The sequence below is a fragment of the Brevundimonas sp. genome, assembly GCF_035561115.1.
GTDB lineage: Bacteria > Pseudomonadota > Alphaproteobacteria > Caulobacterales > Caulobacteraceae > Brevundimonas.
Genome location: NZ_DATMYH010000019.1, coordinates 1 through 16,474, shown reverse-complemented (window position 1 = coordinate 16,474; position 16,474 = coordinate 1). Strand labels below are relative to the sequence as shown.

The 16,474-nt window shown below is 68.2% G+C and carries 20 protein-coding genes; 11 read left to right on the top strand and 9 right to left on the bottom strand.

Translation table 11 applies throughout. The annotated features are described in order from the left end of the window. Nucleotides 1-115 precede the first annotated feature (115 nt). Complete coding sequence (gene dnaK / locus VN378_RS02210; RefSeq protein ID WP_325740553.1) at nucleotides 116-2,032, bottom strand: molecular chaperone DnaK; 1,917 nt, start codon at nucleotides 2,030-2,032, stop codon at nucleotides 116-118. A 305-nt stretch (nucleotides 2,033-2,337) separates the two neighbouring features. Here dnaK and VN378_RS02205 point away from each other — a divergent pair, with 305 nt between their 5' ends. The 3 genes from VN378_RS02205 to VN378_RS02195 all read left to right on the top strand — a co-directional run bounded on the left by VN378_RS02205 (nucleotide 2,338) and on the right by VN378_RS02195 (nucleotide 4,434). Next, on the top strand, nucleotides 2,338-2,751 hold the full coding sequence (locus tag VN378_RS02205) for a hypothetical protein (RefSeq protein WP_325740551.1): 414 nt from the start codon (nucleotides 2,338-2,340) through the stop codon (nucleotides 2,749-2,751). A gap of 86 nt (nucleotides 2,752-2,837) precedes the next feature. Next, nucleotides 2,838-3,455 (top strand): alpha-ketoglutarate-dependent dioxygenase AlkB, encoded by a 618-nt coding sequence (locus VN378_RS02200; RefSeq protein ID WP_325740549.1) that lies wholly within the window; start codon nucleotides 2,838-2,840, stop codon nucleotides 3,453-3,455. A 73-nt stretch (nucleotides 3,456-3,528) separates the two neighbouring features. Next, nucleotides 3,529-4,434, top strand: coding sequence for a dienelactone hydrolase family protein (locus tag VN378_RS02195; RefSeq protein ID WP_325740548.1), 906 nt, complete (start codon nucleotides 3,529-3,531; stop codon nucleotides 4,432-4,434). A 137-nt stretch (nucleotides 4,435-4,571) separates the two neighbouring features. On the opposite strand, the gene grpE is transcribed toward VN378_RS02195, so the two are convergent. From grpE to VN378_RS02180, 3 genes are read right to left on the bottom strand one after another with little or no spacing between them, the layout of a single operon-like run. Next, a complete protein-coding gene (gene grpE, locus VN378_RS02190; RefSeq protein WP_414642204.1) occupies nucleotides 4,572-5,153 on the bottom strand; it encodes a nucleotide exchange factor GrpE in 582 nt (193 codons plus the stop codon). A 47-nt stretch (nucleotides 5,154-5,200) separates the two neighbouring features. Beyond that, nucleotides 5,201-6,274: a heat-inducible transcriptional repressor HrcA gene (hrcA, locus tag VN378_RS02185; protein ID WP_325740599.1), complete on the bottom strand. Its 1,074-nt coding sequence runs from the start codon at nucleotides 6,272-6,274 to the stop codon at nucleotides 5,201-5,203. 26 nt (nucleotides 6,275-6,300) lie between these two features. Next, nucleotides 6,301-6,852: a GNAT family N-acetyltransferase gene (locus VN378_RS02180; protein ID WP_325740544.1), complete on the bottom strand. Its 552-nt coding sequence runs from the start codon at nucleotides 6,850-6,852 to the stop codon at nucleotides 6,301-6,303. A gap of 44 nt (nucleotides 6,853-6,896) precedes the next feature. On the opposite strand from VN378_RS02180, the gene rph reads away from it, so the two are divergent. The 6 genes from rph to VN378_RS02150 all read left to right on the top strand — a co-directional run bounded on the left by rph (nucleotide 6,897) and on the right by VN378_RS02150 (nucleotide 11,316). After that, complete coding sequence (rph, locus tag VN378_RS02175; RefSeq protein WP_325740542.1) at nucleotides 6,897-7,613, top strand: ribonuclease PH; 717 nt, start codon at nucleotides 6,897-6,899, stop codon at nucleotides 7,611-7,613. A 65-nt stretch (nucleotides 7,614-7,678) separates the two neighbouring features. Further along, nucleotides 7,679-8,038 carry a hypothetical protein gene (locus tag VN378_RS02170; protein WP_325740540.1) on the top strand — a complete coding sequence of 120 codons (360 nt, stop codon included), beginning with the start codon at nucleotides 7,679-7,681 and terminating at the stop codon, nucleotides 8,036-8,038. A gap of 56 nt (nucleotides 8,039-8,094) precedes the next feature. Next, entirely contained in the window at nucleotides 8,095-9,237 is a 1,143-nt protein-coding gene (locus tag VN378_RS02165) for an acyltransferase (protein ID WP_325740538.1), read from the top strand. A gap of 38 nt (nucleotides 9,238-9,275) precedes the next feature. Then, on the top strand, nucleotides 9,276-9,797 hold the full coding sequence (locus VN378_RS02160; RefSeq protein ID WP_325740536.1) for a CHAP domain-containing protein: 522 nt from the start codon (nucleotides 9,276-9,278) through the stop codon (nucleotides 9,795-9,797). A gap of 27 nt (nucleotides 9,798-9,824) precedes the next feature. After that, nucleotides 9,825-10,781, top strand: coding sequence for a magnesium transporter CorA family protein (locus tag VN378_RS02155; RefSeq protein WP_325740534.1), 957 nt, complete (start codon nucleotides 9,825-9,827; stop codon nucleotides 10,779-10,781). Nucleotides 10,782-10,842: 61 nt separating this feature from the next. Beyond that, a complete protein-coding gene (locus tag VN378_RS02150) occupies nucleotides 10,843-11,316 on the top strand; it encodes a hypothetical protein (protein ID WP_325740532.1) in 474 nt (157 codons plus the stop codon). Here the strand turns inward: VN378_RS02150 and mmcB are convergent. From mmcB to hslV, 5 genes are all read right to left on the bottom strand, one after another. Further along, nucleotides 11,301-11,759: a DNA repair putative endonuclease MmcB gene (gene mmcB, locus VN378_RS02145; protein WP_325740530.1), complete on the bottom strand. Its 459-nt coding sequence runs from the start codon at nucleotides 11,757-11,759 to the stop codon at nucleotides 11,301-11,303. The two genes, VN378_RS02150 and mmcB, sit on opposite strands and share 16 nt — an antisense overlap. Before the next feature lie 67 nt (nucleotides 11,760-11,826). Continuing rightward, nucleotides 11,827-12,840: an alpha/beta hydrolase gene (locus VN378_RS02140; protein WP_325740528.1), complete on the bottom strand. Its 1,014-nt coding sequence runs from the start codon at nucleotides 12,838-12,840 to the stop codon at nucleotides 11,827-11,829. Nucleotides 12,841-12,934: 94 nt separating this feature from the next. Further along, the gene (gene hslU / locus VN378_RS02135; RefSeq protein WP_325740526.1) at nucleotides 12,935-14,236 is read right to left on the bottom strand and encodes an ATP-dependent protease ATPase subunit HslU; all 1,302 of its coding nucleotides are present in this window, start codon (nucleotides 14,234-14,236) and stop codon (nucleotides 12,935-12,937) included. 19 nt (nucleotides 14,237-14,255) lie between these two features. Continuing rightward, on the bottom strand, nucleotides 14,256-15,137 hold the full coding sequence (locus VN378_RS02130) for a hypothetical protein (RefSeq protein ID WP_325740524.1): 882 nt from the start codon (nucleotides 15,135-15,137) through the stop codon (nucleotides 14,256-14,258). A 66-nt stretch (nucleotides 15,138-15,203) separates the two neighbouring features. Further along, nucleotides 15,204-15,761, bottom strand: coding sequence for an ATP-dependent protease subunit HslV (hslV, locus tag VN378_RS02125; RefSeq protein WP_325740522.1), 558 nt, complete (start codon nucleotides 15,759-15,761; stop codon nucleotides 15,204-15,206). 143 nt (nucleotides 15,762-15,904) lie between these two features. Between hslV and VN378_RS02120 the strand changes: the two genes are divergently transcribed. Further along, entirely contained in the window at nucleotides 15,905-16,294 is a 390-nt protein-coding gene (locus tag VN378_RS02120; RefSeq protein WP_325740520.1) for a BLUF domain-containing protein, read from the top strand. Nucleotides 16,295-16,325: 31 nt separating this feature from the next. Next, nucleotides 16,326-16,474 (top strand): ThiF family adenylyltransferase (locus VN378_RS02115; protein ID WP_325740597.1); only part of this gene is annotated, 149 nt, incomplete at its 3' end.

The following is a 16,474-nucleotide window of genomic DNA, read 5'->3' as shown; positions in this document are numbered from 1 at the left end:
GAGGGCTGGTTCCGTCGCACGATCCCTTTCGGGAGCGAGTCCAGGGCAACCAGCCCCTCCACCGCTTCGCGGTCCCCCTCCCCATCGCAAGGGCGACGGGGAGGAGACGGGTGCTTTACGCGCTCTTCTTCTCGTCGTCGCCGGCGTCGGGGGCGACTTCCTCGAATTCGGCGTCGACCACGCCGTCGTCGGCGGGGGCTTCAGCCGAGGCGTCGTCGCCGGCGCCCTGTTGCGAGGCGTACATGGCCTCGCCCAGTTTCATCGAGGCCTGGACCAGGGTGTTGGTCTTCGTCCGGATGTCTTCCGGGTCCGTGCCGTCCTTCGCCGTCTTCAGTTCGGCGAGGGCGGTTTCGATCGCGGTCTTCTCTTCGGCCCCGACCTTGTCGCCGTGTTCGGCCATGGCCTTTTCGGTCGAGTGGATCAGGCTGTCGGCGGCGTTGGCCGCCTCGACCATTTCCTTTTTCGCCTTGTCGGACGCGGCGTTGGCCTCGGCTTCCTTGACCATCTTGTCGATGTCGGCGTCCGAGAGGCCGCCGTTGGCCTGGATGCGGATCGACTGTTCCTTGTTGGTCGCCTTGTCCTTGGCGGTGACGTGGACGATGCCGTTGGCGTCGATGTCGAAGGCGACCTCGATCTGGGGCATGCCGCGCGGCGCGGGGGGGATGCCCATCAGGTCGAACTGGCCCAGCACCTTGTTGTCGGACGCCATCGGACGCTCGCCCTGGAAGACCCGGATCGTCACGGCCGACTGATTGTCGTCGGCGGTCGAGAAGACCTGGCTCTTCTTGGTCGGAATGGTCGTGTTGCGTTCGATCAGCGGAGTGAAGACGCCGCCCAGGGTCTCGATGCCGAGGGTCAGCGGGGTCACGTCCAGCAGCAGCACGTCCTTGACGTCGCCCTGCAGCACGCCGGCCTGGACCGCGGCGCCGAGCGCGACGACTTCGTCGGGGTTCACGCCCTTGTGCGGCTCCTTGCCGAAGAATTTCTTCACGGCTTCCTGGACCATCGGCATGCGGGTCATGCCGCCGACCAGCACCACTTCGTCGATGTCCGAGGCCTTGAGGCCCGCGTCCTTCAGCGCCTTGGCGCAGGGTTCGATGGTGCGCTGGACCAGATCGTCGACGAGGGCCTCCAGCTTGGCGCGCGACAGCTTGATGTTGAGGTGCAGCGGACCCGAGGCGTTCATGGTGATGAACGGCAGATTGACCTCGTACTGGGTCGTGGAGCTGAGCTCCTTCTTGGCCTTTTCGGCCTCTTCCTTGAGGCGCTGCAGGGCCAGTTTGTCGGAGCGCAGGTCAACGCCCTGCTCCTTCTTGAACTCGTCGGCCAGATAGTCGACCAGGCGCAGGTCGAAGTCCTCGCCGCCGAGGAAGGTGTCGCCGTTGGTCGACTTCACCTCGAAGACGCCGTCGCCGATCTCGAGGATCGAGACGTCGAAGGTGCCGCCGCCGAGGTCATAGACGGCGATCTTCTGGCCGTCGTTCTTGTCGAGGCCATAGGCCAGGGCGGCCGCGGTCGGCTCGTTGATGATGCGCAGGACTTCCAGGCCGGCGATCTTGCCGGCGTCCTTGGTCGCCTGACGCTGGGCGTCGTTGAAATAGGCCGGCACGGTGATGACGGCCTGGGTCACGGTCTCGCCGAGATAGGCCTCAGCGGCCTCCTTCATCTTGCCGAGGGTGAAGGCCGAGACCTGCTGGGGCGAATAGTCCTTGCCGTGGGCCTTGACCCAGGCGTCGCCGTTCGGACCCTTGACGATCTCATAGGGGACCATGCCCTTGTCCTTGGCCACCACGGGATCCGTGAAATTGCGGCCGATCAGGCGCTTGATGGCGAAGAAGGTGTTGGTCGGGTTGGTGACCGCCTGGCGCTTGGCCGGCTGGCCCACCAGCACCTCGCCGCTGTCCTGTATGGCGACGACGGAGGGCGTGGTGCGGTTGCCCTCGGCGTTTTCGATGACCTTGGGGTTCTTGCCGTCCATGACGGCGACGCACGAGTTCGTCGTGCCCAGGTCGATGCCGATGATCTTGGCCATGTGTTGGTCTTTCACTCCATTTCAGCGGGCGGTGCGGCGGCCTTTTAAAGCGAAGCGCCGCGCGTGACCGCCCCCGGTGTCAGGGTCTTTGGTCGGTTGGTACGGTTCCGGCCGCAAAGCCCCACGAACTGCGGGGATTTACGGCGGTTGTGGCCGATATGGGAAACACCCCCCGCCCTGCAAGCCCCAAACGCTTCAGGGCGAAGATTCGCCCCTTCATCAGAATTGATGATTTCGGCGAACATTGGTGTAGTTAATAGTGGGGCACTGGCCTGAGGGGGGCTGGTCACCGGGGAGAAACCGAAATGCACGTTCACAAGACCATCGCCCGCGCCGCCTTGATTCTGGCGGCCCTGGCCTCGACCGCCGCCGCGGCCGCCACCACCACCGTGGCGCCTGAACGGGCCGTGGCCGTCACCGCCGTCACCGCCTCCGCGCCCGTCCAGTCGCGCGACGGCCGGAACCGCCGCGTGCGCATCCACAACAATACCGGCTGGACCATGCTGCGTTTCTACGCCTCCAACACCAGCCGCAGCGACTGGGAAGAGGACATCCTGGGCGACGACGTCCTGGCCAATAACGCCAGCATCGTGATGAACATCGACGACGGCACCGGCGCCTGCCTGTTCGACTTCAAGGCCGAGTTCACCAACGGCCAGAGCCTGATCCGCAACAACGTCAACGTCTGCGAGATCGCGGATTATTATTACACGCGCTGAGGCGCGGAGCGCCTCAGTTCGCTTGTTGGGGCGCTATCGCGCTTCGCGCTACTTGAGCGCGGGGAGGCGAGGCCTAAGTTGGCCGAATGTCCGCGCGCATCGAGATCGATACGGGAATGGAGGGCTTCCGGTTCTGGCCGGGAGCCCTTTCCGCGTCGGAACAGGCCGGCCTGCTGGCCGAGGTGCTGGCGGCCGAGGCGGAGGCGCCGTTCTATCGGCCGGTGACGCCGGGCGGGCGGCCCTTTTCGGTGCAGATGACCAGCCTGGGCCCGCTGGGCTGGGTCTCGGACCGGGCGGGATATCGCTATCAGGCGACCCACCCCGTCACGGGGAAGGCCTGGCCGCCGATCCCGCCGCTTCTGCTGGACCTGTGGCGCGGGCTGACCCGGGCGGAGCCGCCGCCGGACGCCTGTCTGGTCAATCTTTATCGCGACGGGGCCAGGATGGGCCTGCACCAGGACCGGGACGAGGCGGACATGTCGGCGCCGGTGCTGTCGGTCTCGCTGGGGGACGCGGCGATGTTCCGGATCGGGGCGGCGGGCCGCGGACCGACGAAATCGATCCGGCTGACGTCCGGCGACGTCTGCGCCCTGACGGGTCCGGCGCGTCTGGCGCGGCACGGGATCGACCGGGTGATCGCCGGCTCTTCCGGCCTCGTTCCGGGCGGCGGGCGCATCAACCTGACCCTGCGGCGGGCGGCGTAGCTTCACAGCAAACGTGAATGGACGCCTCGCCGGGGCCGCGCCAAGGTCCGGCCTTTCCAGGCCGGAGCCCGTCATGACCAATCTGATCCGCCCCGAGGGCCCCGAGGCCGACGATTTCCGCTTCAGCCGCCGGGCGCTGGCCACAGGCGTGGTGGGAGGTCTGGCCTTCGCCGGCTACGCCCCGGCGGCCCTTGCGCGTCAGGCCGCGCCGATCACCACCAGCGACGACGGCCTGACCATCGAGCAGACCACCTACCCGGCTCCCGACGGCTTCGCCCTGCCGGCCTATGTGGCCCGGCCCAACGGCGACGGGCCGTTCCCGGTGGTGGTGGTGGTGTCGGAGATCTTCGGCGTCCACGAATACATCCGCGACGTCTGCCGCCGGCTGGCCCGGGCCGGCTACGCCGCCATCGCGCCCGCCTTCTTCGTCCGGGTCGAGGATCCGGCCGCCATCACCGACATGCAGCGGGTGCAGGCGATCGTCGCCGCCGCCGGCTATGAGCAGGTCATGGGCGACGTTTCGGCCACTCTGGACTGGGCCAGTCAGCAGCTGTGGGCCAATGGCGACAGGACGGGGATCACCGGCTTCTGCTGGGGCGGCAAGGTGGTGTGGCAGGCCTGCGCCCGCTTCGCGCAGATGGACGCGGGCGCGGCCTGGTATGGCCGGCTGGCCCCGGCGGCGACGGCCACTCCGGAACAGGTTGTGGGCGGCCAGCCCTGGCCCGTCGATCTGGCCGGCGATCTGAAATGCCCCGTCATCGGCCTGTACGGCGCACAGGACCGGGGGATTCCGCTCGCCAGCGTCGAGGCCATGCGCGCGGCCCTGCAGCGCGCGGGGCAGACCGACAGTACGATCACCGTCTATCCGGACGCGCCCCACGCCTTCCACGCCGACTATCGCGACAGCTATCGCGCCGCCGACGCGGCGGACGGATGGAGCAGGCTGCTGGCCTTCTTCGAGGCCCGGCTGAAAAACTAGAACCGTCCATCCCGGCGAAAGCCGGGACCCAGTCCTGTCCAGCTTGACGCCGGCGCTTCAGGACGGGCGGAGGCAGATCATCGGTCCCGCCGCGGCGCCCAAAGCACTGGGTCCCGGCTTTCGCCGGGATGAGCGGATCAAGCTTTTCCGTCGAAATTGCCGCCGGTCGCGCCGGCGGCGACATAGGCGGCGTTTCCGGCCGCGGCGCCCGAGCCCCTGGCCGCAACCACCACCATGGCAGGGCGCACGGTGCGGCCGAACAGGGCGTAGCCGGGCTGGAGGGTCTGGATCACCTGGCCGCCCTGAACGCTGTCGGACGGCTGTTCCATCATGGCCTGATGCAGGTGCGGATCGAAGGCCTCGCCGGGCTCGGGCGCGACGCGTTTCAGATTGTTGGCCTCGAACGCCTGCAGCAGCGACTTCTGGGTCAGCTCCAGACCGGTGACCAGGCCGGCCTCGCCGGCGTCGGCGTTCTTCGGCGCGGCCTGCAGCGCCCGTTCAAGGTTGTCGGCCACGCCCAGCAGATCGCGCGCGAAACGCTGGATGGCGTAGGCGCGGGCGTCGTTGGACTGGGTCTCGGCCCGCTTCTTCGTGTTCTCGGCCTCGGCCACGGCGCGCAGGGCGCGGTCCTTCCACTGGTCGCGCTCGGCGATCAGGGCGTCGATGGGCCCAAGGCCGTCGTCGAGGCCCGCCTCGGCGTTGGCCTCGGCCTCGGCGATGTCGGCGGCCAGCTCTTCGGAGTTGGGAAGGTCGTCGTGTGTGTCGCTCAAGTGTCTTGTCCGTCCAGAATCCGGCCCAGCACCCGGGCGGTGTAGTCCACCAACGGGATGATGCGCGCATAGTTCAGTCGCGCGGGTCCGATCACGCCGATGGCGCCCAGGACCCGCTGTCGGCCCGTCATATAGGGCGCCGCGATCACGGCGGAACCCGAAAGTGAGAACAGACGCGTTTCCGCCCCGATGAAGATGCGCACGCCCTGGGCCGTGGACACCCCGTCCAGCAGGCCGATCAGCTGTTCCTTCTGCTCGAGGTCGTCGAACAGGATGCGGACCTTCTCCAGATCCTCGGCCGTCTCGCGGTCGTGCAGCAGATTGGCGCGGCCGCGCACGATCAGGGACCGCTCGCGCTCGGCCCCGCCGGACCAGGCGGCCAGACCGTCCTCGACCAGACGGGCGGCGGCGGCGTTCAGTTCGCGGCGGGCGGCGTCGAGTTCTGTGCGCATCTCGGTGCGCGCCTCGTGCAGGGGACGGCCCTTGAGCCGCGCATTGAGGAAGTTGGAGGCCTCGGTCAGGGTCGAGGGGGTGACCCCGGCCTTGAGCGGCATCAGCCGGTTCTCGACCGAGCCGTCGTCCCCGACCAGAACGGCCAGGGCCTGGTCGTGGCCGAGGGCGACGAACTCCACATGCTTGACCCCGGCCTCGCGGACCGGACTGGCGACGATGCTGGCGCCGCCGGCGAGGCCGGAGAGCAGGCTGGAAGCCTCGTTGAGGGCCTCGTCGAAGCTGCGGCCCCCATTCTTGCCGGAACTGGCGGCCAGACGGGCGTCGATCTCGCGCCTTTCCTCCGCCCCGACGTCGCCGATCTCCAGCAGGCCGTCGACGAACAGGCGCAGGCCCGCATGGGTCGGGATCCGCCCGGCCGAGGTGTGCGGCGCGCCCAGCAGGCCCGCCAGGGTCAGGTCCTGCATGGTGTTGCGGATCGAGGCCGGCGAAAGGGCCACGCCGGTCATCGACAGGGTGCGCGATCCCACCGGATCGCCGGTCTCCAGATAGGTCTCGACGATACGGCGGAAGATGTCGCGCGCGCGCTGGTCCAGCCCGGTCAGGCTGCCCGTCTCCATCGCTGTCGAGGTCAGAAGGGGCGGCTTCATGTCCGCGTCCGTCCTTCCCAGGTCGCGCGTTCCAGTCGATGAACCAGACAGTCGTCCTGGTCGAACATGCGCCGGCCGACGGGCGCGAACCCCAGGCGGCGATAGAAGCGGTGCGCCGCGGTGTTGGAGTTCAGCGGGTCGATGACGATGGCGGTGACCCGCGGGTCGGCGAAGGCGGCGTCGATGGCCCGGGTCATCATCTGCGTTCCATAGCCCCGGTTCAGCGCGTCCCTCGGGCCGATCCAGATGTCCATGGCGCGCAGGTTGGGCTCGATCTCGCCCCAGTAGCGCGTCGGTTCCAGATGCGGGTCGATGATCTGCATGACGCCGATCGGGCGGCCGTCGATCTCGGCGATCTGGTAGAAGCTGACCGGGGAGGATTCAGCCAGCTCCTCCGGCCAGTCGATGCCGCCGAAGGCCGTCTCTGCGTCGGGGTCGTCGCTGGAGCAGGCGATGACGTGCGGCTCGCGGTCCCATTCCGCCAGCACCGGGGCGTCGTCCAGCGTGGCCGGGCGCAGGCGGACGGAAGATGCGGAGGACAGGGTCACGGTTTCAGGATAAGCACCGCAGCCGCCGCTTCAAGGAATACCGTATGCGCCCCTCCGAACGCACGCCCGAACAGCTCCGCGCCGTCACGCTCGAGACCGGGGTGAACCGCTATGCCGAAGGCTCCTGCCTCGTAACCTTCGGCCACACCAAGGTTCTGGTCACGGCCAGCGTCGAGGAAAACGTCCCCGGCTGGATGCGCAACAAGGGGTCGGGCTGGGTGACGGCGGAATACGGCATGCTGCCCCGCGCCACCCACACGCGCGGCCGGCGCGAGGCCGCCAGCGGCAAACAGTCGGGCCGGACCCAGGAGATCCAGCGGCTGATCGGGCGTTCGTTGCGCGCCGTGGTCGATCTGAAGCTGCTGGGCGAACGGCAGGTGGTTCTGGACTGCGACGTCATCCAGGCCGACGGCGGCACCCGCACGGCGGCCATCACCGGCGCCTGGGTCGCCATGGCCTCGGCCTTCGACTATCTGCGCGCCGAGGGCGTGCTGAAGACCGACCCCATTCTGGACCAGGTCGCCGCCGTCTCATGCGGCGTCTGCAACGACCTGCCGGTGCTGGACCTCGACTATGAGGAGGATTCCACCGCCGAGGCGGATTCCAACTTCGTCCTGACCGGCGCCGGCGCGATCGTCGAGATCCAGGCCACGGGCGAAAAGCGCGGCTTCTCGCGCGCCGAGTTCGACCGGCTGTTCCAGCTGGCCGAGGGCGGCTGCGCCGAATTGTTCGCCATGCAGCGGGCCGCCCTGGGCCGATAGGCCCGGGGTTTCATCGTTCCCCGAAAAGAGGCATCGTCCCCCGATCCATCCCGCGGAGACGATCGATGCGCCTGCCGATCCTGCTGACCGTGCTGCTGCTGGCCGCCTGCCAGCAACAGGCCGAACCCAAGGCCGGCGACGCCGCGGCTCCGGCCGCCGCCGGAGCGCCCGATCCGGTCATGCCGGCGGACGCCCCGCCGCAGGAAGAGGCCATCGCGCCGGCCGAGGCCGGTTCGACGTCCTGCAACCTCGATCAGGGCGCCGACGCGGCGCAGCAGCTGGTGAACCGCTGCATCGCCGTCAGCCCGGCCACCCATCCGCCGTGCAACGCCGCCAACCCCTGCCAGATGATCCAGGACGAGATCGACCGGGCCTGCGAGATGTACGCGCCGGGCGAGGCGAAGCCGGCGGAATGCGCCGCCTGACGCCTGCCATCCGGGCTTAATCGTTTTCCAACGCTGTTCCCGCACCCTCGCGGGCCATGACGCCTGTCCAGACGCCCCCCGACCTGCGCGCCCTCACCGGCCTGCGCTTTCTCGCCGCCCTGTGGGTGGTGCTCTATACGGCCTGGCCGCATCTCGATGTCAGCCGGGTCCCGGTGGCGGTGACGCGGGGATATCTGGGCGTCGAGGTGTTCTTCGTCCTGTCGGGCTTCATCCTCAGTCACGTCTATCTCGAGGCGGCGGGACAGAAGCGGTATTCGTACGGCGGCTTCCTGTGGTCGCGGATCGCGCGGGTCTATCCGCTGCATCTGGTCACCCTGTTCGGCATGGTCGCGCTGGGGATCGCGGGAACGGCGGCGGGCCTGAGCATCGACGGCAGCCTGACCGACTGGCGCGCCCTGCCCGCCCATCTGACCATGACCCACGCCTGGGGACTGGCCCCGATCTCGGCGTTCAATCATCCGTCCTGGTCGATCTCGGCCGAATGGTTCGCCTATCTCACCTTCCCCGCCTTCGCCTTCGTCGCCTGGCGGATGCGCGAGCGCCCCGTGGCGGCCGTGGCCGGGGCGGCCGCGCTGGCCCTGGCCATCTACGCCGTGTTCCAGCCGCTGGCGGGATTCTCCCTGACAGAGGCCACCTTCCGCTGGGGCGCGCTCCGGATCGTGCCGTGTTTCGCCCTCGGCTGCGCCCTGTATCTGGTCTATCGCCGCGCCCCGATCCCCTGGGCGGGACCCGTGGCCCTGATCAGCGGCGCCGGCCTGCTGATCAGCGCCTCCCTGGGCCTGTGGGACCCGGTCACCGTCCTGCTGGCCGGCGGTCTGATCCTCGGCCTGGGCTCGCTGGACAATGCCCGCGCCGGCCTGATGGGCTCGAAGACGGCGGTCTATCTGGGCGAGATCAGCTATTCGATCTACATGGTCTGCGCGCCGGTGCTGCTGGTCATGACCAATGTCGCGGCGCGACTGACCGGAGCCGACGACAAACGGTTTCACATCATTGTGTGGCTGGCCGTGGTCGCGGCGATACCGGTCGCGGCGATGGCGACCTATCACCTGGTCGAACGCCCGGCCCGCAAGGCTTTGAGAGGGTTCGCCGATCGGCGACGCGCACGGCTGACCGCGACAAAACCGCACACGGATTCGCCTGAAAGGGTTCTTCAACCCTCGGAAACTATCGTCTAAGGCTTGCTCCGAGGCAGGTCGGGAAACACGCCAGCATGATGAAACGGCTCACAGCCGCCGCGGTTGCGGCGACCCTCGGATTTTCTGCGCTGGGCTATGCTCCCGTCGCGAAGGCCGACGAGCCGTACTGGCAGTGCGTGACCTTCGCCCGCATGTTTTCGGGCATCAACATCTTCGGCGACGCCCTGACGTGGTGGCGTCAGGCCCAGGGCAAGTTCCGCACCGGCGGCCGGCCCGAGACCGGCGCGGTGCTGGCCTTCCAGCCCAGCGGCCGCATGAGCCGGGGCCACGTCGCCGTCGTTTCCGACATCCTGACCGACCGCGTCATCCGCGTGACCCACGCCAACTGGGGCGGCAGCCGCGGCCGCGTCGAGGAAAACGTCACCGTGGTTGACGTTTCGCGCTCGGGTGATTGGAGCGCGGTCAAGGTCTGGTACAACCCGATCCATGATCTGGGCACCTCCGTCTATCCGACCTATGGCTTCATCTACAAAGCCCCGGCGCAGACCGTCGAAGGCGTGCTCATGGCTTCGGCCGACGCCCCTTCGGGCCAGCCCTGACCTGAACCTGCTCCACGGACGTCCGGCATGATCCGCGTCTGGTGCGCGGGACGGGCCGCCTGCGAGCCGCCCGTCGACCCGGCGGTCTGGACCCTGCCGCCTGACGCCATCTGGATCGACATGGTCAAGCCCAGCCGCGAGGAAGACGCCGCGGTCGAAAGGGCCCTGGGTCTCTCCATTCCCACGCGCGAGGAAATGGCCGAGCTGGAGGCGTCCAGCCGGGTCTATCGCGAGAACCACGCCACCTACGCCACCGCCGACATCATCACCCACGGGGATGAGGAGGTTCCGGGCGTCGAGCCCGTGACCTTCGTGGTCACCGACGGCCCGTTGGTGACCATCCGCTACGTCGATCCCAAGCCCTTCGCCCTGATGGCCGAAAAGCTGACGCGAGAGCCGATGCTGTGCGCCACGGGGGCCGACCTCTTCCTGCACCTGATGGAGACGGTGATCGACCGCGTTTCGGACATCCTGTCCGGCACGGTGACCCGGGTCGAAGGCATCGCCGGCCATGTCTTCTCGGGCGGCCGGACGGTCGGTTTCGAAAAGCTGATCACCAAGCTGGGCCGGGCCCAGATGACCAACGCCCGCATCGAGCAGAGCCTGGCCGGGCTGACGCGCATCTTCGCCTTCGTCGGCATCGACGAGCGGATGGGCCGGGGCGAAGGCCGCGCCCATCTGCGCTCCCTGACCCGCGACGCCGACAGCCTGTCGGCGCATAACCACGCGGTGGCGGCCTCGATCAATTTCCAGCTGTCGGCGGCCCTGGGCCTGATCAACATCGAACAGTCCTCGATCATCAAGATCTTCTCGGTGGCGGCGGTGGCCTTCCTGCCGCCGACCCTGATCGCGTCGATCTACGGCATGAATTTCCGCCACATGCCCGAGCTTTCGCAGCCCTGGGGCTATCCGCTGGCGGTGGTGGCCATGGTGATCTCGGCCCTGCTGCCGCTGGCCTGGTTCAAGAAGAAGGGCTGGCTGTAAGGCTGCGCTTGACCGGGACGCGGGAGCCGCGCTTGTTGCCGGTCGAATCCGGGAGACCCCCATGCGTCTGATCGCCCTCGCCGCCGCATCCGCCCTGACCCTGGCGGCCTGTTCCCGGGGCGAAGAGCCCGCCCCCGCGGCTCCGGCCCCCGAGCCGGCGCCGGTGCTGGCGGGCGTCAACCTGGGCCAGCCCGTCCGGGCGCTGGGCACCGAGCCGTTCTGGAGCGTCGAACTGACCGGGACCGAGATGGTCTATACGACGCCGGAACCCCCGGAGCAGCGCGCGCCGCAGCCGAAGCCGGTCGTTCAGGGCACCACAGCGACGTATGAGGCGAAGACCGCCGCGGGCGCGACCCTCAGCGTCACCCTCGTCGCCACCGAATGCTCGGACGGGATGAGCGACCGCACCTATCCGCTGACGGCCATGGTCAGGGTCGGTGAGACCAGCCTGAACGGCTGCGCCGCCTCATCGGCCGCCATCATGTCCACGGGCGAGACCGGGCCGGTGGTCGAAACGGCTCAGCCGCCCGCCTGATCGCGCAGGGTCCGCATCGCGCCCAGCCGGGCGAAGGCGATGGTCAGGGCCTTGCGCCGCGTCGGCGCCAGGGGGGCGAGCGGCGCGTCGCGCACCACCGCCCCGCCGAAGCCGTCGGCGACGATCAGGCCGGGATGGTCGGGCAGGATGTCCGAGGGAAACTCGGGCGCCACGGCGAAATAGAAGGCGTCGCAGAACGGGCCGTATTCGCCCCATTTGCGGTCGACGCGATAGTCCTCGATCCCCGACTTCACCTCGCAGATGACGATGTCGCCGCGCGGGCCGATGGCCATGACGTCGGCGCGCCGGCCGTTGGGCAGGCACACTTCCAGCAGGGGCGCATAGCCCAGGTCGACCATCAGCCGCGCCGCGCCGCGCGTAACCGACAGGGTCGTTTCCGGACGGCTGAAGACGAGGTCGATCTGCAGGAGCTCAGCGGGCATTCAGCCTTATGTTCCGCTTGTGTTCCGGTTTCAAGCCGGTGGCGGCCGCCGCAGCGGGGTCATCTGTTTATCGGAGGGCGGATCGCCGGGTCTCGACGATGACGGTCCTGATGGCTTCGATCACTGCATCCGGCTGATCCAGTTGAACGAAATGCCCTGCGCCACCCACGATCCGCCAATGCCCCCGTGAGGACCGTTCGGCGAGCTGCCGGTGGCCGTTTCGCCAGTGCTCGCCCGCGACCTGATTGCGGTCCGCGCTTCGCGAAGTGAAGGGTGGATTCTCCGCACTCAGGACTTCCAAAGGCATGTCGCCGAACGACCGGCGCACGGCATCACCCTGCGCTTGGGACAGGCTGAGCGCGTCGTCCCGGGAAAAGAAGTTCACCGACTGCGAATGCTCCGCCTCGTACCAGGCTGGTCCTGTGACGGCATGCAGGAGGTACGCCTTCTCTCCGGCGGGCAGGTCCTCCGCAACGGGGAAGCAGCCGCGATCCCGCAAATTCTCCCGCGTGAGTTCCCCCGATCGAGCCGCGCGCGCGCAGCTCAGCAGGTTGTCTTCCCCACGCATCATGTTCGGCACGCCGATCTCCAAGTCGTCCGGCGTTTGCCACTTTTGCTGACCGGAAAACCCGGGATCCACCAGGACGAGACCGGCGACATCCTCCGGGAAGCGACTGGCGTACACCGTAGCGTAAAAGCCGCCGACCGAATGTCCGACGATGATCACGGGGCCTTCGATATGTTCCGCGCTCAGCAGGGCTCTTAGATCGTCGGTGACGTTTAGGGCCGTTACAGGCTCTAGAGGCGGGTCGCTGTAACCAAATCCGGCGCGATCGTAGAAGCAGGTACGGGTCAGGGCTGAAATGGCGGGCTGGACCAGTTTCCAGTTTGCGATATTGCCCTCCCCACCCTGCTCGAAAAGCACGGTGGGCGCGCCTTCGCCGATGCAGAAGAAGTTCAACCTGCGTCCGTCGCCGACATCCGTCAGGTGAGATTCGCCGAGTCTGCTGTCGAGGCCTGCCCGATCCGGTTGATCGGCGACATCGAACAGGAGTTGAGCGGCTATGGCGAGCACCAACATCATCCGCTCCATCAAGCTCGTACCGCCGACAGACTGCAACGTCAGTGGCGTGCCCCGCAAGCACGCGAGGAGGGGGCAAGGCCGTGGTCGGTGCCTACAGAATAAACCGGCTCAAATCCGCGTCCCGCGCCAGCTCGCCGACCAGCTCGCGCACCTTCTCCCCGTCGAAGGCCACCGTCTGGCCAGCCAGGTCCGAGGCCTTGAAACTGGTCTCCTCCAGCACCCGCTCGATCACCGTCACCAGCCGCCGCGCGCCGATGTTCTCGACCGCGCCATTGGCGGCCACGGCCGCGTCCGCCATGGCCTCGACCGCGTCGGGGGTGAAGGTCAGGGTCACGTCCTCGGTGGCCAGAAGGGCCTGGTTCTGGCGGATCAGATTGGCCTCGGGCTCGGTCAGGATGCGCACGAAGTCGTCCCGCGTCAGGGCCTTCAGCTCGACCCGGATCGGCAGCCGGCCCTGCAGTTCGGGCAGCAGGTCCGACGGCTTGGCGACATGGAAGGCGCCCGAGGCGATGAACAGCACATGGTCGGACTTCACCGGCCCGTACTTCGTCGAGACGGTGGTGCCCTCGATCAGGGGCAGCAGATCGCGCTGCACCCCCTCGCGGGAGACGTCGCCGCCCGAGCGGTCGGAGCGTCCGGCCACCTTGTCGATCTCGTCGATGAAGACGATGCCCTCGTTCTCGGCCAGCAGCAGGGCCTCGGTGGTCAGGCTTTCCTGATCCAGCAGCCTGTCGCTCTCCTCGGTGACCAGCGGCGCGACGGCGTCGCGCACGGTCAGCTTCGCCGTCTTCGTCCGGCCGCCGCCCAGCTTGCCCAGCATTTCCGACAGATTGATCATGCCGACATTGCCGCCGCCGGGCAGGTCCAGCCCCTGCATCGGCGAGCTGGTGTCGGCCAGGGTGACCTCGATCTCCTTGTCGTCCATCTCGCCGCCGCGCAGCTTCTTGCGGAAGCTTTCGCGCGTGGCCGGCTGGGAGCCGGGGCCGACGAGGGCGTCGAGGATGCGTTCCTCGGCCGCGCCCTCGGCCCGGGCCTTGACGCCTGCCCGCCGCTTGTCGCGGACCATGACCAGGGCCGCCTCGACGAGGTCGCGCATGATCTGGTCGACGTCGCGGCCGACATAGCCGACCTCGGTGAATTTGGTCGCCTCGACCTTGAGGAAGGGCGAACCCGCCAGCCGGGCCAGCCGCCGGGCGATCTCGGTCTTGCCGACGCCGGTGGGGCCGATCATCAGGATGTTCTTGGGCGTCACCTCGTCGCGCAGGTCATCGGGCACGCGCTTCCTGCGCCATCTATTGCGCAGGGCTACGGCCACGGCGCGTTTGGCGTCGGCCTGGCCGACGATGAAGCGGTCGAGTTCGGAGACGATTTCGCGGGGGGAGAGGTCGGTCATGAATCGCAGATAGGGCGGCTCAGCCTCCGGCGGGAGGGGGCGGAGGCGATGGCGGAAGAGGCGGGGCCGGAATCAGCTGGGCCAGCACCAGGCCCCAGCCGCCCGCGCCCTTCTGCCAGAGATGGACGTAGTAGCCGTGACGCGGCTCTTCCTCGTGGACCCATCGGGCGGTTCCGTAGGTCCAGGCCAGATCGCCCGCTGCAGAGGCGCCGAACCCTTCCGGGCCGCTGAATTCGAAGGTTTCCGGCCAGCTGGTCAGCGCTTCCGCCGCCGCTTCCCGTCCGATAGCCGGGGGGTGGGGGGCGACATAGATCCGGCCGTCCTCCGTCATGAGCCGCAAATGCGCGACCTTCTGGAATCGCAGGACGCCCCGCGCCATGAACGCCTCCATGAACGCCACCTCGGCCAGGGCCTTGTCCGCCGACCCTGTGCCGCCCGTCGACACCGGCAGAACCTCCGGCTCGGTCTCCGGCCCCGGCGCGGTCGCCGAACTTGCGCCCGATCCTCCATCGTAGACCCAGCGCCACGATCCGTCGGCCTGCCTCTTCCAGATGGTGAAATAGTGCCCGGTCCTGCGGCCGTTGACCTCCACCGCGCCGGTGGTGAAGCCCAGATCGCCTGAATAGGCGATGCCGGCGAAGGTCGGCCACCAGACCAGCGACGGCTCGTCTGCGGGCCGGGCCGTATCCGGCGGATAGGCTTCGGCCACGGGTTGCACGCCCCGGGGACCGATCACCACCGCGTCAGGCGCGGCCCATTTGTTGAAGCTGCCGACGATTCCCATGCCGGGCGCATCGGCCGCGAACGCCCGCTCTGCGGCCACCACGGGTGCGACATCGGGGCTCTGGGCAAGGGCGGGCGGGGCGGCCAGCAGGGCGGCGGCGAAAACGAAAGCGCGCATGAGACATCCTCCACCGGACATGGAGCGTCAGAACGGCGGCGCTGTCCCGTTAAATCTCCGTCAGGCTCAGTCCAGCGTCTCAACCGTCAGATTGCCGTTGGTGTAGACGCAGATGTCGGCGGCGATCGCCATGGCCCGGCGAGCGATCTGTTCGGCGTCCAGTTCGGTATGGTCGATCAGGGCGCGGGCGGCCGAGAGGGCGAAATTACCACCAGAACCGACAGCCGCCACCCCATGCTCGGGCTCCAGCACGTCGCCCACCCCGGTGACGGTGAAGATCGAGGTCTTGTCGGCCACCAGCAGCATGGCCTCGAGCCGGCGCAGATAGCGGTCCGTGCGCCAGTCCTTGGCCAGGTCGACGCAGGCGCGGGCCAGCTGGTCGGGATACTGCTCCAGCTTGGCCTCCAGTCGTTCGATCAGGGTGAAGGCGTCGGCCGTCGCCCCGGCGAAGCCCGCCAGCACCTTGCCGCCCGCCAGCACCCGGACCTTGCGCGCCGCGCCCTTGACGATGGTGGGGCCCATGGAAACCTGGCCGTCGCCTGCGATGACTGTCCTCCCGTCCTTGCGGACCGCGAGGATGGTGGTGCCGTGCCAGTCGGGGAATGAGGAGGTCGCATGGGTCATGCCCCAGACATGGCGACCGAAATGCGGCGGGGCAAGCGGGAAGCCAAGCAAATACAACGGCGAGAATGCGTCATGCTTTAGCCCTTGTATCCCGTAATAACTGTCAGGCTTTTCCAAGAAACTGGGCTATCTGGGCAATTATCGTGCTTCATCGCGTCATCTACGCCAGCGAAGCGGTCGGCGCCACCGGCGTGTCGACCCTGTCTGTCGCGCAGATTCTGGGCCACGCCGAGCGTAACAACCGGCGGGACCACATCACCAGCTGCGTCATGTTCCATCAGGGCCATATCCTGCAGGTGATCGAGGGCGGGCGGAACGATATCGACCGGCTGATGCGCCGTCTGCTGACCGACCCGCGCCATTCCGGCCTGCGTATTCTGGTGGACACGCCGATTACCGCGCGGACGCTTGAAGAGCCCATGGGATTGTGCGCCGAGGCTTCGGTCCTGCTGGAGAGGCTGTCCCTGCCATGCCTGTCGAGCGTCACCGCGCGCGAGGCCGAAATGATGCTTGAGCATCGCACGGCGGCGTGACGCGGGGCCGATCCCGGCCTAACGGAGAGCGGTGAGCTTTTCCGACGACGAAATCGAGCGCTACGCCCGCCATCTGGTCCTGTCCGAGGTGGGCGGTCCCGGCCAACAGCGTCTGAAGGCCGCCCGCGTCGGCATTGTCGGCATGGGCGGGGTCGGCGGTCCTGCGGCCCTGTATCTGGC